This window comes from Epilithonimonas zeae (assembly GCF_023278365.1).
In the GTDB taxonomy this organism is placed as follows: domain Bacteria; phylum Bacteroidota; class Bacteroidia; order Flavobacteriales; family Weeksellaceae; genus Epilithonimonas; species Epilithonimonas zeae_A.
In genome coordinates this window covers 1,951,523-1,975,380 of record NZ_CP075338.1, presented here as the reverse complement: position 1 = coordinate 1,975,380, position 23,858 = coordinate 1,951,523, and the positions used below count along the sequence as shown (strand labels likewise).

Genomic DNA, 23,858 nt, shown 5'->3' with positions numbered 1-23,858 from the left:
TGATTTATAATTCTCGCCGATTACTCAAATTTTGCCGATTAACAATGCTGAAAAATCAGCCTAATCCTTAAAATCAGCGAGAAAAACTATTTTCATTTGGTTTTGGAAATTCTAAAATTTCTTCTATTTATCTTCAAATTTTCCATCGTGTTGGTAAGGTTCAGTTTGTTCAGTTAAAGGATTTTCTTCTTCATAGTAAGTAAGTTTGGACTTAGCTGCAATGTTGGCAAAAATGTAGTACAATCCAGGAATGATCATCAATCCGAAAATAGTTCCGATAAGCATTCCTCCTGCAGCAGCTGTTCCAATCGTTCTGTTACCAACGGCTCCAGGTCCGGTTGCTAAAGCTAATGGAATCAATCCAGCGATAAATGCGAATGATGTCATCAAAATCGGACGGAATCTCAACGATGCACCTTGTAAAGCTGCTTCTTTTGTAGAAAGCCCTTCCTCAGCTTTTTTCTGAACAGCGAATTCAACAATCAAAACGGCATTTTTTCCCAGTAACCCTATGAGCATTACCATTGCCACCTGTGCATAGATATTATTTTCTAATCCGAAAAGTGTTAAACATAAAAATGCTCCGAAAATCCCTGTCGGTAAAGACAAAATAATTGGTAATGGAAGTATGAAACTTTCATACTGAGCAGAAAGAATCAAATATACGAATCCAAGACAAACCAAGAAAATATAAATCGCTTCGTTACCTCTGGAAACTTCGTCTTTTGAAATTCCTGCCCAGTCAATTCCGAAACCTCTAGGCAAAGTTTTATCAGCAACTTCCTGAATCGCTTTAATTGCATCTCCGGAACTATATCCGGGAGCCGGTGTTCCACTCACTTCGGAAGAGTTGTACATATTATGTCTTGTGATTTCTGACAATCCATATACTTTTTCAAGATGCATAAAATCTGAATAAGGAACCATTTGGTCTTTATCATTTTTCACATACAATTTTAATAAATCACTTGGCAACGCACGATATTGCGGACCAGCCTGAACAATCACTTTATAAGGTCTGTCGAATCGGATGAAACTTGTTTCGTAATTGGAACCAATCAATGTTGAAAGATTATCCATTGCTTTTTCGATTGTTACACCTTTTTGTTCTGCTAAATCATTATCAACTTTCAACATATATTGAGGGAAACTTGCAGAATAGAATGTGAAAGCAGAACCCAATTCCGGACGTTTTTTCAGTTCTTTTACAAAATCATTGCTGACTTGTTCCATTTTGTGATAATCACCACTTCCGGCTTTATCCAAAAGTCTTAATTCAAAACCTCCTGCGGCACCATAACCGGGAATTGACGGCGGTTGGAAGAATTCGATGTTTGCTCCAGGTATTTCCTTGGCTTTTTGTTCCAATTGTTCGATGATTTCTGTCGCAGATTCTTTTCTTTCGTCCCAATTTTTCAAGTTAATTAAACAAGTTCCGGAGTTAGAACCTGTTCCCTCAGTCAAAATTTCATAACCTGCCAAAGATGAAACAGACGAAACCCCATCAATATCTTCAGACGCTTTTTGAAGTTGTAATGCAATCTGATTCGTTCTTTCTAAAGTCGAACCCGGAGGTGTTTGGATAATTGCATAAATCATCCCTTGGTCTTCACTTGGAATAAATCCTGAAGGCAATTTGTTGCTTAAGAAAAAAGTTCCGATACAGAAAAGAACTAATAAAGGAAGTGTTACCATTTTTCTCGTAACAACTTTAGTTAATAAGTTGTGGTATTTTCCTGCTCCAACTGTAAATAAGTTGTTGAAACCATCCAAAAATCTTGTAACCGGTGTTTTCTTTTTCTCTTTTCCGTGATTATTTTTCAGGATTAATGCACATAAAGCAGGTGTTAATGTCAAAGCGACAACTCCGGATAAAATAATGGATGAAACCATTGTAATAGAAAACTGACGGTAGAAAACCCCAACGGGACCGGACATAAACGCAACCGGAATGAAAACCGAAGCCATTACCAAAGTGATTGCGATAATTGCACCGCTGATTTCGTGCATTGCTTCTTCCGTTGCCTTGAGTGGCGACAGATGTTTCTCTTCCATCTTGGCGTGGACGGCTTCTATCACAACAATCGCGTCATCGACGACAATCCCGATTGCCATTACTAGAGCAAAAAGTGAAATCAAGTTCAAAGTAATTCCGAAGGCGGACATTACTGCAAATGTTCCTACCAGAGAAACTGGAACTGCAATTGTTGGAATCAAGGTAGAACGCCAGTCTCCTAAGAATAAGAAAACTACGATTGCTACTAATATAAACGCTTCGAATAATGTATGAACTACTTTCTCAATAGATGCATCCAGGAATCTGGAAACGTCATAACTGATTTCGTAATGCATTCCTTTTGGAAAGGTTTTTTGTAAATCAGACATCAACACTTTTACATTCTTGATAACGTCACTTGCATTAGAACCGTAAGATTGTTTCAATGTGATTGCGGCTGATGGTTTTCCATTCAAAGTAGAGTAGATGTCATACATTGATGAACCGAATTCTATATCAGCAACATCTTTCAACCTTACAAATTCGCCATCTGTTTTAGCTTTCAGAATGATATTTCCATAATCTTTTTCATTATTGAAACGACCAGGGTATTTCAAAATATATTCAAATGACTGAGAACGTTTTCCGGAACTTTCCCCGGTTTTTCCTGGAGAAGCTTCTAAACTTTGGGCATTCAAAGATTCCATTACTTCGTCAGCAGAAATTCCGTAAGCTGTCATTCTATCAGGCTTTAACCAAATACGCATCGCATATTCACGGGTTCCTAAGATATCTGCAAAACCAACTCCGCTAACTCTTCGCAATTCTGACATTACATTGATATCCGCATAGTTGAAAAGGAATTTTTGGTCTGCTTTCGGGTCATCGCTGTAAAGGTTGATATACATTAACATATTCGGCTCTTCACGCGTGATTTTCACACCTTCACGAACTACCAAAGGAGGCAATTTATTAACAACCGATGACACACGGTTTTGAACGTTCACAGCAGCAACGTTCGGATCAGTTCCCAAATCAAAGACGATTTGGATAGAACATTCACCGTCGTTTCCAGCATCGGAAGTCATATATTTCATCCCCGGAACACCATTTAGTCCACGTTCCAACGGAATTACAACAGATTTAATTAGCAACTCGTTATTAGCTCCTGGATATTCCGCAGTGATGTTCACTTTTGGTGGAGAAATAGAAGGGAATTGCGTGATAGGAAGTTTTACCAAAGACAAGACTCCCATAAATACGATGATCAAGGAGATCACGATCGACAGAACAGGTCTGCGAATGAATTTCTTAAACATAATTTTATAATTATTAATTGTCAATTGTTAATTATTAAGGGAAAGCACTGTTACCATTAACAATTAATCATTAACCATTATCTTAGTTTGCTTGTAATTTTAATGAGCTCAGGACTTTTTTCGGGTCTTGGAATTTGGTCTCCACTTTCTGGTCATCTTTTACTTTTTGGACCCCTTCTAACAAGATTTTGTCATCAGGATTAAGTCCTTCAGAAACAACATAGATATCAGGAAGTTCGTAAGCAACCTTGATATTTTTTGATCTAGCAACCCCATCTTTTCCAACTACAAAAACATATTTCTGATCCTGGATTTCGTAAGTCGCTTTTTGAGGAATAATCAAGGCGTTTTTAAGAGGAAGTGTCATTTGGATTTTTCCGGTTTCTCCATTTCTCAATAATTGATTAGAATTCGGGAACTTTGCTCGGAAAGCGATATTGCCTGTTTCATTATCGAACTCACCTTCAATGGTTTGGATAATTCCTTTATTTGGAAAAGTTTCGCCATTTGCCATTATCAAAGAAACCTGGTTGTTTCCGCGTTCTGCAGAATGCGTCTGATAATTAAGATATTCTGGTTCAGAAACATTGAAATAGGCGAAGATCCCGCCGTTATCGGAAAGGCTGGTCAGAAGATCACCCTCATCAACTAAGCTTCCTAATTTCAGCGGAAGACGGTCAATGATCCCTGAAAATGGCGCTTTGATTGTTGTGAAAGATAAATGGGTTTGAGCTAAGTTCAATTCAGCTTTAGCCGCATCTAATTTAGCTTTAGCCATTCTTTTTTCATTAATAGAAACCACATTGTTATTGGCTAATGTGCTAGAGTTTTGTAGTTCAATTTCTGCTTGTGCCACTTCAGCTTTAGCTTTCAAAACATCAGCCTGATAAAGTTGAGGCATAATTCTGAACAAAACCTGTCCGGCTTGTACGTGTTGACCCTCATCAACATATATTTTTTCTAAGAATCCTTTTTCCTGTGCTCGGATTTCGATATTTCTCTCGGATCTGATCTGGGAAACAAATTCTTTGTTAATCACGGTGTCCATTTTTAAAGGAGACGTTGTTGGGTAAACGACAGATTCTTCTTTTTCTTCTTTCTTGTCGTTGCAGCTTAAAATCATCAATAATGTGCTGAAAATAAGAGTAAGTGTGACTCTCTTGTTCATAATCTTATATTTTTTTAAAGGAATTAACAAACCTTGCGGTTTCATTTTAAATAATTTTTATTTTTTAATGGGATATTGAAAGAATGATTTAACAGAGATCTGACTTTGGACATTAATTTTTAGAATTAAATCAATGCTTTAATCATTACTAATGATCATTCAAAATTTGAGTAGGAAATTTCAAAAACAACGGGTGATGTTACCACTTTGGAATAAGGGTAATTGTGTTTTCGAAAAAAAAATTTTTAAATTCGGATTGAACGCAGCAGAATAAATCTTTTGACCGAAGATGGAATGAGTTTCGGTTCGTGAAAGGTTTGCGTTCTACCTCTGAAATATAAATGTAAAAGATAACCAAAGCCGAATGTTGCTGCAATTGCAACAACATTAAGAGCATCGGAAAAGTTCAGATTAATCTCTTCAGGAGAATCCAAAGAATCATTGATCTGTTGTAGAGAAGTTTTCTCCAAAGTATGATTCAAATGGTGTTTTTTTGCAAAAGAAAGAAGGCGCAATGATACATTCTGAGTTCCAAAATCTTGCTGGAAATCAAGCGTCTGTTTGTTCTCTGCTGTGAAGAGCAGGAAAATAAACATTAGAATATATACAATTGCGTTTTTCATTTTGATACTGCAAATTTACATCGGATAATTGTTAAAATAATCATAAAACCTCATTTTTAAGGCATTTTTAAGTTCTGACAATCAGGATTGTAATTTTTGAAGTCGTCTTTTTTTATTAATTTTAACCATTCAAAAAAGTAATTGATGCCACTTTATAAAGATCTTTCCGATGATATTGCTCAAATTCTGATTTGGGAATTTGATGAAAATGAAGAATTGGATTCTGATCTTTTGCTGGAACCGGAAAATCAGGCTAAAATTCTAGGTTATCATCCGAATAAAATCTCAGAGTTTTTGATGGTAAGAAAAATGCTGAAAGTATTACTTCCTAATCACAAAATTCTTTACAGAGAAAATGGCGAACCTTATCTGTTTCCGCAGGATTTCCATATTTCAATCAGTCATTCTTATCCGTTGGCGGCTTTAGCCATTTCTAAAAAGAAAGTTGGAATAGACCTTGAAAAACGTAAAGAAAAAATCAAGAATATTCGACACAAATTTATTCTTCACGAAGATGTTTATATTGATAATTCTGAGGAAGTTGATTTTTTAACGGCAATCTGGTGTGTGAAAGAAGCGCTTTACAAAATTCATCACAGCAAACATTGGTCATTGAAAAAACATTACGATGTTTTACCTTTTGAGTTGCAGGAAGAATTTACAGTTAAAAGCAGGGTTTATGATTTGGAGAATGAAGATTTTTACAAAGCCAAAATTTCTTTCTTTGATAACTATTGTTTCGCAGTTGTGGATTGATTATAAAATTAGAATTTAGATTGTGAAATTACTGCAGTAATTGGTGTATTTTTATGTTCTAATTATATTAATGAGAATGATAGTTCAGAGAAAGAGCCTGTTTATATTATTTTTTTTGTTTCCATTTTTTTTCGTTGCTCAAAAGAATATTTCCAGATTATTAGATAGTTTGGTTTTGAGTAAAAGTAAACAACAAACAGTTGATTTGAGTTTGAAAATAGCTTCGAAAATAAAGTTCGAAGATGTGGAACGGATGAATTATTATATTGGTGTTGCCGAGGAATCTACGAAAAAAATCAATACAGATACGGCTTGGGTTAAATATTACAGACAAACGGCAGAGATTTATTCAGCTTTTGATGCGGTAGATCTTTTTGCCAATGCGCTTCTCAAAGAGTACGATTTTTACAAAAATACGACAGATCCGAGGAGGTATAAATTGGAAACCAAATTGGCGATTTTGTACGCCAGACTCAATGACAAAAATTTAGCATTACTATATTTTAATAAACTTTGGAAACACTATAATACTGTGAAAGATTATTATTACATGGCGCAAACCAAAATCAATATTGGTCGATTGAATTTCCAATATGGCGCTCCGAAATTGGCTTTGAAATATTACCAGGAAGCCGCTGTGTATCTCAAAAAAAAGCCAGATGAAAAACTGCTGATAATACTCAATACCAATATCGGAGAAACTTATATCCATCTGCAAGATTATGAAAAAGCCAAAATTTTTCTAGACAAGGCAAGATCATCTATCAACAAAACCACAGATGATTCAACAAAAAGTTGGATATATCTTGTTTCATCCGATTTCTATCGTAAAATTGATGATGCTAATCAAGCTGTTTTCTATGCGCACGAAGCCGAAAAATATGAGTCTACAACAAACACCTTTGCACAAAAAAACGTGTTAGAAGCATTGTATAAAGCTTACCTACTAAAGAAAGATTACAAAAACTCAGCTAAATATTTTTTATCTTATGACAGTGTACGTGATAGTCTCAAAATCGAAGAAAAAGCGGTTAATGTAGAAAAAACAAAGCTGGAATATGCCAGCAAAATCAAGTCGCAACAACAAAAATTGGATTATAATCAAAAAAGATTCACGCTGATTCTTACCATTTGCATCCTGGTTATTCTGCTCTTGATTTTATCGATTTTTATGATTCGTTACAAAAGTCGGTTATTGAAAATCAAACTAGAACATGAGCTGAAGGAATACAAGGAAATCCAATTAAAACAAGAATTGGAAAAACGGAATAAGGAACTCACAATCAAAACAATCAAGGAAGCGGAACAGAAAGAGTTGTTTCATGTTTTGGTAGACAATCTTAAAAAAATCCAGTCGACCGCAGGAGAAAGCAACGTGAAACAATCTGTTAATCTTGTAATTAATATGATGAATCATAATTCGGTTCACAATAACTGGGAAGAGTTTGAACTTCGGTTTTCTAATGTTTACGAATCTTTTTACGAAAAACTCAATGCTAAACATCCAGATCTGAGCGTAATGGATAAGCGGATTTGTGCGTTGATAAGACTCAATCTCTCCACAAAAGAGATTATGAATATTACCAAATCCTCACTTAGATCCGTAGAAAATATCCGCACACGTCTTAGAAAGAAATTAGGATTAACCAATAGCAAAACCGAATTGAATAAATATTTATCTGATTTATAAAATTCTGATAAATAGGTTTTTACGTTTGGGTGAGTGTTGGATGAGTATCTCAAAATAATCGTTGAGCATTTATAGTGTATCCCAATATTTGGAGACATTATTGTTTTTTTTCAACATTTGTTACCAATCAATAAAATTTATTATGATATGAAAAAAATTGCTTTTTTATTATTGGTATTTATTTATCAATTGAGCTACTCGCAACAATCAAAAAACTTCGAAAGCCGAATCTCGTATAACCAAATTGCTAAATCTAAAACTGATGGAGCTGGTTGCTTAACTGCCGGATATTATTTTCCTGAGGAACTCTTCACTCCAAGTTGCCAAGGGAGAAATGAGCAGATCCATACAGCGGTTATGTATGGATCTTACTCTAATGTAAATGTTACTGCCGGGGTTGAATATACATTTATTATTTATTCAGAAAATACAACTGCTAAAACGTCCTACATTACTATTTCAGATGAAGAAGGAACAACGGTATATGCATCGGGGTATGATACAATCAAATGGACGGCTACCAAAGATGAAGTTGTAAGATACTATGTACATGCAGATGACCAATGTGGTACCAATAATGATTTGGTTAAAAAATACATTAGATGCGGCGATATTCCTGCGGAGCCAGCTTATGGCTGTAACCAGGATTACCAAGGTCCATTTTGGGCAGCTTGTTCTGTAAGTGGAGATACCGGATACTTGGCAGCAGATGATTTTTTTGTACCTAAAGATTCGGAAGCCTTTAAGCTGAAATCTTTGAAATTTTTGTTGTTACCATTGGCAGAAAACGATGATTTTGAAAAATTCTCTATTGAAGTTCGAAAAGATAACAACAACTCTCCAGGAGATGTGATTGCGTCTTATGAAAATCTTGTTCCTACAGAAGTTACTAGACATAGTGAGGATTTTGTAATTTATCCAACCTTTTGGGCTAGCTTGACAATTCCTAATGGCGGTTTGGAAATCCCCGTGAATAAAGATGAAAATACAAGATATTGGCTCACATTACAAGTCTGGTCCAAAACAGGACAAAACATTTTTATAACCAATTTTCAGCGCATCCAAGGATGGGCAACAAATCCTACTTTCCAAAGTTTGGATAATAAAGAATCTTGGATTACAACAACTTGGGAAGAAGATCCAGGATTGGAGGGCAATTGGTCCTTTATTTCAGATTGCAGCAAATTAGGCGTTAATGATATAGAAACAGAATCTATCAGTCTTTATCCTAATCCCGTACACCATACTTTGAATGTTTCTTCTAAAAAACAAATCAAGGAAATATCAATACTAAGTTTAACCGGACAAACATTATTAAGTTCGATTCAGCCAAAAAATCATCAGATGGATGTATCATCACTAGCGTCAGGAATCTATTTGGTCAATGTAAAATTAGAGAATGGAGTTCTACAGACCTTCAAGATGATAAAAAAATAAAAGTATCTTAAATAATATCACAAAGCAACTTGAAATAACAAGTTGCTTTTTTTTAAGCATTTGCTTTGGATTGATGAATCAAATATTCCTCTATAATTTTCCGCTGGTCTTTTGCAACATCATTGATTAATTCCAGTAATTCTTTGATGTTTTTGATTTCAGTCAAATGACTTACCGTAAAGGTTTTCCTCTCATCGGAAAAAACTTGATTTTCCAATTCTGCTTTTCTTTTTTCTAATAAATCAAACACCTGATCTTCCGGCTTTATGTGGCTTTCGGAACGTATTTGTTCATCCAGATCTTGTTGATAGAGTAGGGACGATGTTCGCAGTAATTCTGCAGAGATTTTGATTTTCCAATTCTGAAAATCGATTTCCGGAAACTCGTGACCGGATTTGGCGTATTGTGATAAAGAAGCTGTATAAGCTGTAATCAAATGCGTTGTAGTAACAAATTGATGAACTGCTTCCAGCTTTCTTTGTTGATTTTTTGGGTCAGAAATCATTCTCTGGAAGTTATCGGAAAGATTCGCTAAATCGATAATGGCATTTTTTCTTTTCAGTCTGAAATCCTGATCTTCCGGTTCGTTTTTCAAGAAATGATCCATTACCAATCGGAAATAATCCAGATTGCTTTTTGAAGATTTTTTCATCAAAGCGAGATTTTGAGTGTGTTCCCAAACCGGCAAAATAAAATATGCGACCAGAAAAGTTACAATTCCACCAATCGCTGTATCCAATAATCTGTCCTTGAAGATGAGGTTGATATTTCCAGGTCTTAAGAAGTTGAAAGACAGGAAAATATAAATCGTCATAAACAAAACTGCCCAGAAATAATTGGATTTCAACAAACTGAAACAGATAATCATACTCACAAGAAGTATAATTAACAATGTTGTAGGTTCATCAACAAAATATAAAATGATATATGCAATGATCGCACCCGCCAAAGTTCCGAAGAAACGCAGAAGATTCCTGTGTTTTGTAGTTGCATAAGCAGGTTTCAGAATAGCAATAATGGTAATGAGGATCCAATAAGAATGTCCAATCCCGAGAATCTCAAACCTGGAAACAATATAACCTATCAGCAATGCAATTGTTACTCTTACAGCGTGACGAAAATGTCCTGAATTAAGAGAAAAATTGGAGAATAAAACTTTGAGGTTCAGTTTTTCTTCTTGCGGTAAAAATTGAGAATAATCTAATCCTGAGGACAAACTTTTGGCCAGTTTTTTATCCTGAGAATTGACTTTTAAAATAGTTGTGACTTCATCCGTAATCTCCGTAATCCTCATCAGAACCTGACGCATCATCATAAAATCTTCTAATGTTTCGGATGAAAATTTCTTGGCGCGGTGATCGAAAAATTCGTCGTAAATTTTCTTTAGTTCATTATCGAAATTAGTGATTTCTTTATAAGGCAAACCGCTTTGTAGAGAAATCCCAAGATTGGTTATCTCGTCTGCCATTACCAAAAGATAATCGTGAATGTTTTGAAGAAGTTTGGTTTCCCCAAAAACCTGATTCATTCTTTTATAATCGTTTTCTGAAGTTAGAAGCTTATCATAAAGATCAATGGAATTGAGGAACATCAACATTAGAATTCTGCTTTGTGTAGTAGACTCGTTGACGATTTGTCTGGTTTTGAAAACAATTTCTCTGGTATCTTCCTGATGATTTTTGATTTTGACTTGTTGGGTAATCAATTGATTCAGTAACGAATCGAAATCTGGATTTTTGGTATAATGCCCGGCTTTGATTCTAAGATAATCTGCCAATTCCAAGTAATTCTCACCAACAACCTGACTGGCTAATTTGTATGGCTGCAATTTTGAAACAATCAAAAAAATGATAAAAAACCACAAACAGCCCAAGAAAAATATGAATGTACTTTTGAAAATATCATCTCCCGTAAGATGCCCGTCAATAAAGATACTAAGGACTACGAGTGCGATAGATCCAAAAGTTGCCAATCTCATCCCATACACACCAATCATTGAAAAGAAAAATCCGAAAACGATGATTTGTAGGTAAACTGCAATAGGAAATCCTTTGAGTAAGCTTGCTAAAAGTGCAATCAGAAAGAAGGAAAAAATAGATAATATTAAAGTATTTCTTCTTCTTATGAAAGGACCTTGTTGATCCGTCAATCCTACGAAACTCGTTCCTAAGGGAAACAAAAAATATTCTTTAAGCAAACCAAATTGTGCCAAGATGATACTCGGAATTACTATTGCTAAAGCGATTCTTGCTCCGGAATAGATGTATTGGCTGGTTAAGAATTTTTTGAGTTCGGAACTGTAGTTCATTTTGCAAATTTAGAGAAAGTAATGGTTTAATGGGATATTCAGGATGAGATTAAACGTAAAGTTAATTTTAAATTTAATCAAAAAAAAATGCCAAAGCGGAAAGCCTTGGCAAAATTTTATAATTAATTATTAATTCGGAAAATTAATAATCTTGAGCGTTGTAAGTTTCGCTACCGATGTTCCAAGTCAATCCAAATCTTAAAGTATTATCCAAAGCTGAATTGATTTTAGACGTGTTGATCAAATAAGAAAGATCTAATCCGAAAGAAGCATATTTGAAACCAACACCCACAGTGGCGTATTGTCTAGCTCCTTGCTCCGGTGCTTCTGTAAAATAACCAGCTCTCAATGCGAAAGTCTCGTCATAAGAATATTCTGCAGCTCCACTGAACATAATACTTTTCTTATTGCTGAAAGATTTTCCAATTCCTTCCATTACTCCAACGTTTGGAACGTTACCTGTGTCATCCGGACCAGGAACCAAAATTTTGGAAGCTTCACCACTTAAACTGAAACGGTTTTGATCATCAATTAATAAATCATAACCTAAACCTAATCTTGCCATTGTAGGAAGGTAAGATCTGGATTCTTCATCTCCTGTATAATCTAATCTAGGACCAAGATTCTGAACTGCCCAACCTGCTTTTACACGACCTTCATATCCACTAATACTTTCGTGCTTAGGAGACATATAGTAACCGGAAACGTCTACTGCAAAAGTATTAGCTGGTTTCAGAGTACTGTTGGAGTTGAACCCCCCACCAATATCAGATCTGATGAATCTACCAGTAACCGCCATTGAGTAGTTATCACTTAATTTTAAACCGTAAGCTACGTCGATTGAGAATTCATTTGGTTTTGCTGTTCCTCCTTGAATCACTTCATTACCCACGAAATCTGTTAAATCTACATCACCCATATTGAAGTAATAGATACTCGCACTCAAAGTAGAACGCTCATCATCACCTAAAAATGTATAATAAGAACCATAAAGCAAGAATACATCACTTGTAAGCTTACTCATATATGGTGTATAGTTAACCCCAAATCCGGAAGAAACTTTTGCAAAAGGATATTTTGCAGCATTCCAAAACTGTGAAAAAACATCTGTAGATGTCACAACCCCCTGATCTCCCATACCACCAGCTCTTGCATCTGGAGATATTCTCAAGAAAGGAGCACCCGTCAATACTGGCTGAACATTGCTTTGGGAAAAGGCAAAGGCACTAACGCCAAATCCTAATCCTAAAAATAATCTTTTTGTTAAATTCATTTTTTTTCTTTTAAGGTAAAAGTTTTACCAATGTATTAATTTTTTTATTTTAATAGAACCATTTTTTCTACAGCTGTTGCGCTTCCTGAACATTTTTCCTGATTCTGGCTGCGTGCAAATATCTTAAAAATATATGTACCTTTTGCAACTGTATCACCAAAATCATCTTTTCCGTCCCATTCTATAGCTTGTCTTGGTGTTCTGAAGCCTTGCAGGAATGGTTCTGCAGATATACTGGTCGATAATGTTCTCACTATTTTTCCTGTGATTGTATAGATTTGAACATTCACGTCCAAGATGTCATCACAATTATGTTCAAACTGAACATAGGTTTTATTAGTAAATGGATTTGGCCAATTAAGAAGTCTGTTAACAGTCAATTTTTTTTCAGACTCATCTTTTACTACAAAGTTTAACGTAGAAGAAGTAGAATTATTATTGATATCCCAAACTTTAAATACTAATTGGTGTTCGCCAGGAGTTAAACTTTTGAAAGGGAATGTTACAGACCCCTTTTGATAATCCTGAAGATCCCCAAAACTACATCCGTTGCCATCACCAGGAGAAAAATAATCGTTTACTGAAGTTGTGTTAATAATATCGCCATCCAAAACAAAGGTAATATCATGCCCAATTCCAGCACCAGTAGAATTGATGCCCATATTATCCTTTAAACAAGCTAAAAGCATGGGGTTTTGGTCTGTAATACCACCATTGGCAAAGTTTGTATTATTCATATAAAGATTAATAGCTGGTGGTTCGGAGTCATTAATTCCTTCTGGATTAATTTCCCCGACAACTTGTGGTTGATTGTTGAAAACATCAAATGCATCTTTACCTGTTGTTTTAGCATCTTCAAAATTTTCTGCGTAGGCTAATATTCTGCCACTTCCAACTTCATAATTAATATCTTTTGGAACATAAAACTCAACCGTAAAAGTACCAGAGTTTTCTTTTTTTATTTTCCCCGAAGCTTTTACTATAGCTCCAGGCTCTTCCTCAAATTCCAGTTTATCTTCAAGTTCGGAAAGAGCATCATTGTTTAATGTTTTCTTTTTTATTTTTTTATCAAAAATATTTATAATTACACGACCAACAAAAGTATCATCAGTTGTTACGCCATCAGCTTTTAGAACACGACCAGTAACCTTAACAAAATCTAATGCCCTTATTTTTCCGGGGATGGGTGTTTCTATATTTTCAATTTTCAAAAGACGCTTGGGTCTACTCATTTTCATTGCTGGATCACCTAAGAAGTTGACCCTTAATGGATCGGATGATGGGCCATAACCTGATTCAGAGTATGTATAATATTCTTGTCGAGCTTTAAGATGAGCATCTCCTATGGAATTAAAATCATCAGATTTTAAAGTAAACATATTTTTAGTGAAAATAGGAGTGAACTTTCTTCCATAATCTACTGTAATCGCTCGACTAGAAGTAATCATTGTGGCAGCCCCTCCTGTATTATGTTTTATAACTTGCTCTCCTACAGAATAGGTGCCAGGATCATCCCACAATGTGAATTCGCAAGTAATTGTTGATACAAATGGGAATCTACTATAAACAGATGTAAAATTATTAAAACCTTGTACCTCCGTTGAGGTTAGAACTCTTTCTTGTGCCCATCCATTAATACCGCCATGTCCAAAATAAAACAAATACAAAGTGTTTCCAACATCATTAGTAATAGCTTGATTTACCTGCGGATATCTTTGTCCTCCAGCTCCGGTAGTTGCAGGAAATGCATCTAAATAAAGTTTACGAATATTGTACTCAGGTTTATTAGTGTTTGAAAAATTTTGTGTTATGGCATAATCTACTAAATAATGGAAAGGACCTTTTATCCCAGCAGGAATACCAGCGCCCTCATAATCATCATCAGCAACAAAATCTAATTTCATTCTCCATTCTCCAAATGGATTCGATTGATTGGGTAATGCATTGTTATATGCCAAAATTTTATCAATCATAGATTTCGCTTCTTGTGGACTGTCGGCAGGAAGTCTTCCAATAGGAATATCTGGAACTTGACTTAAATCAGTAACCACTTGAGGAGCAGTCATTACAAAATAATCGTCTGTAACATAAGAAGCTTTTACATCTGCGCTGTTCTCACTTTGATAGCTAGGGATGACATCTGTATTATTAGCAGTACGATTTTTAAAATCATAAGAAGTATCACCAATTAATAAGACATATTTAAGTTTACCATTAGTAGTATTCAGCCTTGTTATGAAATCTCTGATTGCTGTAATATCTTTACTACCACTACTAAATTCATTGTAAATTTTGTTGACGTCTACAACTTCGACGATCCAGTTATTTTTTGATTTATGAAAATCTCTTAATCTTTGTGCTTGACTTATATAAGCAGGCTGAGTTATTATCAAATAGTCTACATTTTTGAGAGAAGAATAATCTTGATTTTCAATTCTGCCTACAAAGTTAGGTTCAAAAGCTGCAGAATTTTTGAAAGCAGCAAACTCATTATTGAAGTTTTCACTGTTGGCAATATATCCAAAATTAAATGTTGAAGCTTGAGAGTTTTTGTTAGTTACTTTTTTTACATTGGTAATATCTGACACATCCCAAATTTGGTCTAAGTCAGATGTGTTTTTTACAGAAAATCCATATAATTGGCCTGATCCTGTTACAATATCATAATCTCGGAAATTCATTTGAGAATTATTGAAATTTAAATCTTCTTTATATTGAACTTCAGCAAAATCAAAATAAAAACTAGCATTAGGATTAGCACTTACATTAGTGGTATAAGTGAACTTTATACTATTTCCTGTTTGATTGTACAATGCTCCTTCCATATTGATAGGAACAAAATCTTGCGAATCTGATCGTAATGTTTCATCTCTTTTTGTCCCATTAATATCAATCTTAACATTGCCTGATTGAGCATTAAAACCAATTACTTGGGTTTTAAATCTTATAACATCGTCTATCTGCATTGGGGATTTTGTGGTAAAAGTTATATCTCTATTTCCCTGTATAGCATCTCCGGTCCAAGTTCTTCCAAGTTTTACAAGATTGAATTTCTCTTCATTAATATATTGATAATCATCATAACGGGTTATTAGCTCTGAGGGTAAATTATTATTTACAGTTTGTACTCTTTTGCCTGTGCCAATATCAAAATTTATAAAATAATAAGAATAATCTTCATAGAGGTTAACAAAATTGTTTGGTGCAATTTGCCTTCTGAATTCTGTCCTTTTTACGCCAGCTCCATTTGTTTTATCAAAAAGATTATATCCGTTAGGTCCTTGAGCATAAAACAAAGCATAATCATTATCATTCCAAACACCATCCTCTTCTCCCACGACTTGTATAGCATTTTCTTGTAAAGCATCATACCGTTTATCTTGATTGTGCTCAGGTAGCATTATTCCACCATTACCGTATATTCTGAAGTTTTTAGGATTAATACTTGATACATTAATTCCGTTTTGTTGTAAAAATTGCTTAGTAATTTTAAAAATTCCAGACTTGTCAACTTTTATTTTATAGAAAGTTCCAGATTTCAAAGGGTTTTCAGAAGTTCCGTATTTGTTGCTTCCTTTATATAAAGCAGCAATTTTTTCATTGTTTTGGTTGATATTAAAAGATATGAGTTTATATATCTTATTGTTCTCAACTTTTATAGCTTCAACCTTTACTTTAGCATTATTAGTATTGTCGTTATCGTTAAAGAAATAATTGATACTTACAGAAGGATTTGAAGTTATAGAGTTTATTTTAAGATCATGAATGTCGTTACTAGCCAATTCTTGCCATTGCACCTGATCTATTTTTAGTTGATTGTCCGTTTTTATATTTACGTTAACAAAAATAGAATTGGCATCTACTTGATAACTCTGATTCGTGAAAAAGGGGTAGGTTATTTTCTCGGTACCATAGTCCATTACTTTTGTGCCTTCCCAATTAAGATTAATTTTTTGAGCAAGTCCGAAAACAGATATAAAAAAGAAAACGAATGTATAAAATTTGAATTTCATCAATGTTATTTATTAAGATTACAAAATAAACGATTTTTTTAAAAAAATGGTATATAATAAAATTAATTTAATTGCGTTCTATCAAAAAAAGGGAAACAATATTTGATTAATTAAAGAATTTCCTTTTTCTTTGTACTTTGAAAATTTCTATAGCAGATTATGAAAAAAATAAGGTTGTTTTCGATCATTACTTTAAGCTCAACGCTACTTTTGGTAAGTTGTGGAGGCGGAGGGAACTCGAAGAAAGGTGGTGGTACTAAAGGTTTTGTTAGCAAAACCGGATGGAAGCCCAACGAAAAAGACGGGTGGTTCTTCTCAGGTAAACAGCAAAAGCCTAAAGCTTGGCCAGGAATGGTTTATGTAGAGGGTGGAACTTTTACAATGGGGCTTGTGGAAGACAATGTAATGCATGATTGGAATAATACACCAAGAAGAATGCAGGTAAGTTCTTTCTTCATTGGAGATACAGAAATTACCAATTCAGAATATAGAGAATATACTACTTGGCTTAAGTTCGTTTTCCCTTCTTCTGACCCTAGCTTCAAGCATATCTATACAGGTGCTTTGCCAGATACTTTAGTTTGGAATAACAAGTTGTCACGTAACGACTATGCAGAGACTTATTTCAGATCTCCAGAATATGATTATTATCCTGTTGTAGGTGTTTCTTGGTTACAGGCGACAAAATATTGTGACTGGTTGACTGATAGAGCTAATGAAAAGGCGTTGATGAAACAAGGTGTTATATCTAAAGATGTATATACTGCTGATAAAGCTGCAACGGCTGGTGCAACTTTCAATATGGACAAATTCAAATCCAATGATGCGGAAATGGATGCTTATATTGATAAGAAAAAACTACAGCAAAGAAGTGGAATCAAAACGACTAACGAAAAAATTGCTGCTGCTAACAGGAATGCTGCATCAGGTGTTGTTGAAAAATTCAGACTTCCTACAGAGGTTGAATGGGAGTTTGCTGCTTTAGGACTTCAGAAAGAAAGAGAGTATAACAATTACTTAGGTAAGAATACTCAAATGGATAAAATTAAAGGTAAAAAAGGTAAAAACCGCGGAATGTACCTGGAAAACTTTAAACAAGGTAGAGGTGATTACTCTGGTGTTGCTGGTTGGAAAAATGATGGATCTCCTACCACTGCAGATGTGAAACAATATCCTTCTAATGATCTTGGAATCTACGGAATGTATGGTAACGTTGCAGAATGGGTGGCTGATATCTACAGACCGATGATTGATGAGGAGTTTAGTGACTTCAACTATTTCAGAGGAAACGTAGTGGTTCAAGCTGTTAAAAATGAAGATGGATCTTACAAAAAAGTGGGTAATATGGAAATCAAGTACGACACTTTAGCAGATGGTCGTTTGGTTTACAAAGGTTTACCTGGAGAATTTGAAAGAAAAGTGGTTGAGGATAATAGAAACTACAGAGATGGTGATTATCAATCTTCACTAGATGCTGGAGGAACGCCTCCAAGTGATAGTTCAGAGTATAACATGTACAACTCTGTTAAACCAACTTTCATTGTTAACAAAAATGGAAGTGTAGTTCTACAAAAAGATAAAAATAAAGCAACTTCTCAAATCAATGACTACAGTAGGGTTGTAAAAGGAGGTTCTTGGTTAGATTCTGCATACTGGTTGGATCCGGGACAAAGAAGATTTAAAAATCAAATGAAAGGATACGGCTGGGTTGGTTTCCGTGTAGCACAAGATGCTAAAAACTCCAAAACTGGACGTACAAAAAGATAATATCAAACTTTTATGATATAAAAAAACAGCAGAATTTTCTGCTGTTTTTTGTTTTTATATAGAAGCATTTTAATATTTTTGAACTATGAATATCAGCGAGTTTTACCCCATTTTCTTGCAAAGCAAGAATGTTGTTATAGATAGTAGAAAGATAGAGAATGGAAGCATTTTCTTTGCCTTCTCTGGAGAAAGTTATAATGCAGCGGAAAAGGCCGCAGAAGCCATTGAAAAGGGTGCTTTGGCTGTGATTATCGAAGATGAGAAGTATTCTGATTACGATAATAATATCTTCTATGTTTCTTCTACTTTAGAATTTTTACAGAATTTAGCTATTTATCACAGAAATCAATTAGAGATTCATTTCATTGGATTAACTGGAAGTAATGGTAAAACTACAACCAAAGAATTAATCAGTAATGTTCTTGCAGAGAAATTCAAAGTTCAATATACGTTTGGAAATCTTAATAATCATATTGGAGTTCCTTTGACAATTCTTTCAATCAGACAAGAGCATGAGATCGCTGTTATAGAAATGGGAGCTAATCATCAGAAAGAAATTGAATTCCTTTGTAAGATTGCGAAACCCAATATCGGTTATATCACCAATTTTGGAAAAGCCCACCTTGAAGGTTTTGGTGGTTATGAAGGCGTAATCAAAGGGAAATCCGAGCTGTATGATTATCTGAAAAGCCATCATCAAAATATTCTGGTTAATCAGAATGATGTGATTCAGGAAGAGAAAACGGTTGATTATTCACCGAAAATTACGTTCGGAAAATCCGGCTCAGATTATTACTTTTCGCCGGTTTACAAAGACCATTTTGTAGGATTAGATTATCAGGGAACTGAGATTTTTTCTAATCTTACGGGCAAATATAATTATGATAATATCTCTGCGGCTGTTGCTTTAGGGTTACATTTTGGACTCAATATTTCTGAAATTAAGAAAGCGATAGAAAATTATATTCCTTCCAATATGCGCTCGCAAATCCAGAAGAAGGATGATAAAACATTAGTTTTGGATACCTATAATGCCAATCCGAGCAGTATGCAGGTCTCTTTAGAAAACTTCAAAACGTTCGAAGGAAGCAAGACGATTATCATTGGCGATATGCTGGAACTTGGAGAGGAAAGTTTGAAGGAACATCAGACCATTCTAGACTTTGCACAATCTTGTGGGTTTGATGAAATAATTACAGTTGGCCCGAATTTCAAATTGGTTAATCATTCGGATAATGCTTTTGAGAATACTTCAGAACTGATTGAAAGATTAAAAACTAATCCAATTAAGAATGAAAATGTCTTATTAAAAGCCTCACGTGGAATTGCTCTCGAAAAAATAATCGATTATATATAAAAGAAAAACCTCAGATTATTGAGGTTTTTTATTTTTGAAATCATTCAGAATCAATTTAATATTTTGAAATGTTGAAGGTAGAATTTGCGATTCGATTTCTTCTTCATTTTTCCAGCCAACTTCATTGATACCTTCTTCTATCTGTGGTTTCGGCGTATCATTTCCGGCGTAAAACATCTCGAACCAGTAAGTGGTTTTTAGGATTTTTTTACCATCTCTTTCCGTATAAATATGATAAGTAGAATTGATAAAATCCTTCAGTTCAAGATTGAAAATGCCACATTCTTCTTCCACTTCGCGTACGGCAGCTACTTCTCTGGATTCCCCTTTTTCGATTTTACCTTTGGGCAAATCCCATTTTCCTAATCTGTGGATAAAAAGGATTTTGTCTTCCGGATTGATGACAACGCCACCGGCAGCTTCTATATTTTTGAAATAATTTCTAAAATCAGTCCAAAGTTCTTCAACATCATTATGATAAATATTAAGACCTTGCGAAGCTGTATTTTCTAACAAATCAATAGCAAAGTCGAAACTATGCGACCCATCGTAATTCAGTATTTTAGGACTATCTTGAGGCTCAGAACTCAAAATTAATCTTTTCTCATTGATAAAAACTTTATACATTTGTAAGGCTATTAATATTAATACAAAAATATAAAAATGAATTTAGAAGGACGAAAAATTGTTGTAAATAAATCTTCATCAGAATTAGCAGGAATGCTTAAAAACCCTGAGGATTACAAAGATTTGATGCCAGAAGGTCTGCAAAGTTTCGAAGCTAGAGAAGATGGTTTCAAATTCGGGTTGAAGGGAATGCCGGAAATTGCTTTGAAAATTGATAATGTTTCTGATAAAGAAGTAGTTCTGAAATCTGCAAGCTCAAGTTTGGATTTTGCATTGACAGGCGCAATGAATCCTCTTAATGAAAATCAAACCGAAGTTCAGTTGTTATTTGAAGGAAAATTCAATCCGTTTATCAAAATGATGGTAGAAAAACCACTTCAGAATTTCATCAATTCTTTGACTGATAAAATTGAACAACTTTAATTTAGCAAATCAAACCGGAAGAATGGTCGTACAAACTTCCTGTTGCTGATGACAAAACATTATTGAGATTTAATGATCTCAAAACGCCCATAAAAGCAAAAATCAAAGCTTCTTTATATTCAATAATTTCCTTTTTTGGAATTTGGATTTCGGTTTTGGTCTTTGCTTTTATCTTTTCAATAAGATAATTGTTGTAAGTTCCGCCGCCGGTTATCAAGACGTTTTTTATCTCAAATTCATCCAAAACTTTAGCAATTTGAACTGCAGAATGTTCTGTGAAAGTTGCCAGAAGATTTTCGGATTTTTGTGTTTTTATCAAGGGTAATACTTGTTCTTTAATCCACTCGATTCCCAAAGATTTTGGTGCTTTTTCCTGATAGAATTTAAACTGATTTAATTGATCAAGAAGTTCGTAATCTATCATTCCAAGTTTCGCCAGATCTCCATTGTCGTCAAATTTCTTTCCGAGTTTCAAAGCCAAATCATTCAGAATAATATTGACGGGACAAATATCGAAAGCCAAACGTTTTCCATTCCGTTTCAAAGAGATATTAGAAAACCCACCAAGATTAAGGCAGGCATCAAATTCCAAAAACAACAGTTGGTCGCCAATTGGAACCAAAGGTGCTCCATTTCCTCCTAAAATCACATCCTGACTTCGGAAATCATAGATAACAGTTTTATTGGTTTTTGATTTAATTGCTCTTCCGTCTCCAATTTGTAACGTGAATCTATTTTTTGGTTGATGAAAAACCGTGTGACCATGAGAGGCAATCAAATCAAGATTGATAATTTTATTTTTTGAAATGAATTCTGAAGTTTTTCCGCCAAGATAAAATCCATAATCAGAATTCAGTTTTAAAAGTTCCTCGCTGGAGAGATTTACTGCATTTCTCAGAGATTGTTCCCAATCAGAAGAATAGGGAAGTGTCTCACAATTCAGAATGTCGAAGTTCCAAACAAAATCGGTTTGAGTGAATTTGGCATAACAAATATCCAATCCATCCAAGCTAGTTCCAGACATCAAACCAATTGCGTAAAAATTCACGTGTTCCAAATTTGTAGAGATTTATATGAAAGCTATAAGTAAAAAGCTATCGGTTAATCGCAATTTACTTGCTGGTTGCAGGTAAATTCGAAGAGGTGAAACTTCCGGAATTGTTGAAGAAAGTATATTCTGAAAAGTCGTCTTTTGCAACCATCCCGTGGGCACCAACAAGAATGTTTCCGTCTTTATCAGACACAAAAACAGTGTCTTTGGTATACATCTCATGTTTGTTTTGATCCCAATTGATGGTTTCTGTTACAAAAGTCTGCCCCTCTGTCGTAATGATTTTCACTCGTCCTTTTGCGAAGTAGAAGTTCTTTTTGATATCGTTTCTCGCATATTTTGCCCAGATTTTACCTGGCTCTTTAGATTTTTTATCAAAAAATTCCAAGTAGATTCCCTTTTTAGCTTCTACATAAGGCGAGTCTATCAACTCATACTTTTCTATCAAAGGCGCACGGAAGTTAACCTTAACTTGTCCAGAATCTTTTTGAATAATGTTACCATTGTAGATAACCTGAGATGCAAAATTGGTCTTTTTCTTTTCGTTACTAACCTTCGCAATATCTTCTTCGCAGGACTGAATAAGAAAAAACATCAGCAACAAAATGAATCGTTGTGATGTTTTTAGTTTAAATATTTTTGAATAATAATCCTTCATAGATTATCAGTGTACTTTCATTAGTTGTATAGGCGCTTCGCAAACCACTTGTCAGCAAAGTTGATCCCAATCCTCAAATTTATGAAATTTTGTCGAATTAAATTGTTATCCAAAGTTCCTCTTTTTCCAAGTTCAATTCCAAGATCAATGCTGTTCATACGGTTGATTGTACTTTTCTCAAACGGAAGTGTAACACCAGCAGTGATTGCATATTTGTTGATGTTGGTTCCATTCAACTGTAAACCTCCTTTTTCATAATAAGCACCGTAACGGTAAATAACTCTTGAGAAGTAAGAACGGAAGTTGTTATAATTTGGTAAATACCATCCTCCGACTGAGTATCTGTAAGAATCCTGATAGAAAATTGGTGAGCCTAGGAAGTTGATGCTTTCACCTTTTTTGTAGTCTAGCTGCGCACTCAAAAACCATTTGGTATCTTTACCATAACCTAAACCAAGAGAAGCTTCTTGTGGAAGAAATTTCTTGTCATAATTAACCTGCTCATCTATGATTGTTTCCCCTCCTTTAGTTTCTCCCAGTAAATAATAATAGGTACTATTTGTGTAAGTATTTTTCAAGGTTCCGCTGTTACCAATTGTGTATGTTGCACCAACAGTCAGTTTATGATTGTTTTCCAGCTTTTTCTGATAAGTTGTTCCCAATGTAAAATTGAATGCACTTACTCTATAACTGTTAGAATAACCACTGATTAATTCTGCTCCGGTAAAAGCAGATTCCTCAATATCATATAACTTTCCAAAATAGAAATTAGATCTAAGACCTAAAGCGAATTCTGAATTGATTTGATAAGAAAGTGCTGCCTGAACAGTATTCAGAGAACCTTCACCGTGGAAATTAGTCACTTGTGTTACTTGACTATCATCCGGTAAAGCTTGGCTTTTTACAATATCATAACTTTTAGAGCTGTAAGGCTGGAAACCCATCCCGAATTTTACTTTTCTGGAAATAGGGAAAGCTATCGATATATTAGATAGATATGTCGAATGTTTATCTGATTTTATATTATTAAAGTCAGATCTGTAATAATTATTTTCGTTTGTGCCTTCTACTTTCAAAGTGGTAAGTTCCAAGTTGGTATTAGCAGCTGGATTTCGGAAATTAAAATTATTATTAAAGTCCCAAATGTAAGCCGTGGAAATACCTCCCATTGAACTAATATCGACTGTGTTATCATATTTTACATCTCCAATTCCATAAGCTCCGTATGGCGAATTACCAATACTTTGAGCGTTCAGGAAATATCCTGCTACCAATGATGATAAAACAAAAATTCTCTTCATCCTTTAAAATTTCAATGCGCAAATATCTTAATTAATAATGAATTGCAAAAATATATTTGGGTTAAAGTTTGTTAAGTACCTTCGATAGATT

Annotated in this window: 16 protein-coding genes; 6 read left to right on the top strand and 10 right to left on the bottom strand. The window is 34.5% G+C overall.

Annotation, left to right across the window (positions count from 1 at the left end; translation table 11 throughout):
- Positions 1-123: 123 nt before the first annotated feature.
- The 3 genes from KI430_RS08750 to KI430_RS08740 form a co-directional block, all read right to left on the bottom strand.
- A complete protein-coding gene (locus KI430_RS08750) occupies positions 124-3,315 on the bottom strand; it encodes an efflux RND transporter permease subunit (protein ID WP_248874009.1) in 3,192 nt (1,063 codons plus the stop codon).
- An 82-nt stretch (positions 3,316-3,397) separates the two neighbouring features.
- The gene (locus KI430_RS08745) at positions 3,398-4,483 is read right to left on the bottom strand and encodes an efflux RND transporter periplasmic adaptor subunit (RefSeq protein WP_248874007.1); all 1,086 of its coding nucleotides are present in this window, start codon (positions 4,481-4,483) and stop codon (positions 3,398-3,400) included.
- Positions 4,484-4,728: 245 nt separating this feature from the next.
- The gene (locus KI430_RS08740) at positions 4,729-5,106 is read right to left on the bottom strand and encodes a hypothetical protein (protein ID WP_248874005.1); all 378 of its coding nucleotides are present in this window, start codon (positions 5,104-5,106) and stop codon (positions 4,729-4,731) included.
- A gap of 144 nt (positions 5,107-5,250) precedes the next feature.
- On the opposite strand from KI430_RS08740, the gene KI430_RS08735 reads away from it, so the two are divergent.
- From KI430_RS08735 to KI430_RS08725, 3 genes are all read left to right on the top strand, one after another.
- Complete coding sequence (locus KI430_RS08735; RefSeq protein ID WP_248878223.1) at positions 5,251-5,862, top strand: 4'-phosphopantetheinyl transferase family protein; 612 nt, start codon at positions 5,251-5,253, stop codon at positions 5,860-5,862.
- A 115-nt stretch (positions 5,863-5,977) separates the two neighbouring features.
- On the top strand, positions 5,978-7,552 hold the full coding sequence (locus tag KI430_RS08730; RefSeq protein ID WP_248878221.1) for a tetratricopeptide repeat protein: 1,575 nt from the start codon (positions 5,978-5,980) through the stop codon (positions 7,550-7,552).
- A gap of 147 nt (positions 7,553-7,699) precedes the next feature.
- Positions 7,700-8,989, top strand: a complete 1,290-nt coding sequence (locus KI430_RS08725) for a T9SS type A sorting domain-containing protein (protein WP_248878219.1) — start codon at positions 7,700-7,702, stop codon at positions 8,987-8,989.
- 52 nt (positions 8,990-9,041) lie between these two features.
- On the opposite strand, the gene KI430_RS08720 is transcribed toward KI430_RS08725, so the two are convergent.
- The 3 genes from KI430_RS08720 to porU form a co-directional block, all read right to left on the bottom strand.
- The gene (locus tag KI430_RS08720) at positions 9,042-11,297 is read right to left on the bottom strand and encodes an FUSC family protein (RefSeq protein WP_248878217.1); all 2,256 of its coding nucleotides are present in this window, start codon (positions 11,295-11,297) and stop codon (positions 9,042-9,044) included.
- A gap of 142 nt (positions 11,298-11,439) precedes the next feature.
- Entirely contained in the window at positions 11,440-12,570 is a 1,131-nt protein-coding gene (gene porV / locus KI430_RS08715; protein WP_248878215.1) for a type IX secretion system outer membrane channel protein PorV, read from the bottom strand.
- Positions 12,571-12,614: 44 nt separating this feature from the next.
- The gene (gene porU / locus KI430_RS08710; protein ID WP_248878214.1) at positions 12,615-16,583 is read right to left on the bottom strand and encodes a type IX secretion system sortase PorU; all 3,969 of its coding nucleotides are present in this window, start codon (positions 16,581-16,583) and stop codon (positions 12,615-12,617) included.
- Positions 16,584-16,742: 159 nt separating this feature from the next.
- On the opposite strand from porU, the gene gldJ reads away from it, so the two are divergent.
- The gene (gene gldJ / locus KI430_RS08705; RefSeq protein ID WP_248878210.1) at positions 16,743-18,350 is read left to right on the top strand and encodes a gliding motility lipoprotein GldJ; all 1,608 of its coding nucleotides are present in this window, start codon (positions 16,743-16,745) and stop codon (positions 18,348-18,350) included.
- 85 nt (positions 18,351-18,435) lie between these two features.
- On the top strand, positions 18,436-19,707 hold the full coding sequence (locus KI430_RS08700; protein WP_248878209.1) for a UDP-N-acetylmuramoyl-tripeptide--D-alanyl-D-alanine ligase: 1,272 nt from the start codon (positions 18,436-18,438) through the stop codon (positions 19,705-19,707).
- Positions 19,708-19,722: 15 nt separating this feature from the next.
- On the opposite strand, the gene KI430_RS08695 is transcribed toward KI430_RS08700, so the two are convergent.
- Entirely contained in the window at positions 19,723-20,334 is a 612-nt protein-coding gene (locus KI430_RS08695; RefSeq protein WP_248878203.1) for an NUDIX hydrolase, read from the bottom strand.
- Between the two features lie 36 nt (positions 20,335-20,370).
- On the opposite strand from KI430_RS08695, the gene KI430_RS08690 reads away from it, so the two are divergent.
- Complete coding sequence (locus tag KI430_RS08690) at positions 20,371-20,757, top strand: SRPBCC family protein (protein ID WP_248878201.1); 387 nt, start codon at positions 20,371-20,373, stop codon at positions 20,755-20,757.
- Between the two features lies 1 nt (position 20,758).
- Here the strand turns inward: KI430_RS08690 and KI430_RS08685 are convergent, their stop codons facing one another.
- From KI430_RS08685 to KI430_RS08675, 3 genes are all read right to left on the bottom strand, one after another.
- Complete coding sequence (locus tag KI430_RS08685) at positions 20,759-21,805, bottom strand: anhydro-N-acetylmuramic acid kinase (RefSeq protein WP_248878199.1); 1,047 nt, start codon at positions 21,803-21,805, stop codon at positions 20,759-20,761.
- A 64-nt stretch (positions 21,806-21,869) separates the two neighbouring features.
- Complete coding sequence (gene lptC / locus KI430_RS08680) at positions 21,870-22,466, bottom strand: LPS export ABC transporter periplasmic protein LptC (RefSeq protein WP_410744670.1); 597 nt, start codon at positions 22,464-22,466, stop codon at positions 21,870-21,872.
- Between the two features lie 20 nt (positions 22,467-22,486).
- Positions 22,487-23,767 (bottom strand): hypothetical protein, encoded by a 1,281-nt coding sequence (locus KI430_RS08675; protein ID WP_248878196.1) that lies wholly within the window; start codon positions 23,765-23,767, stop codon positions 22,487-22,489.
- Positions 23,768-23,858 lie beyond the last annotated feature (91 nt).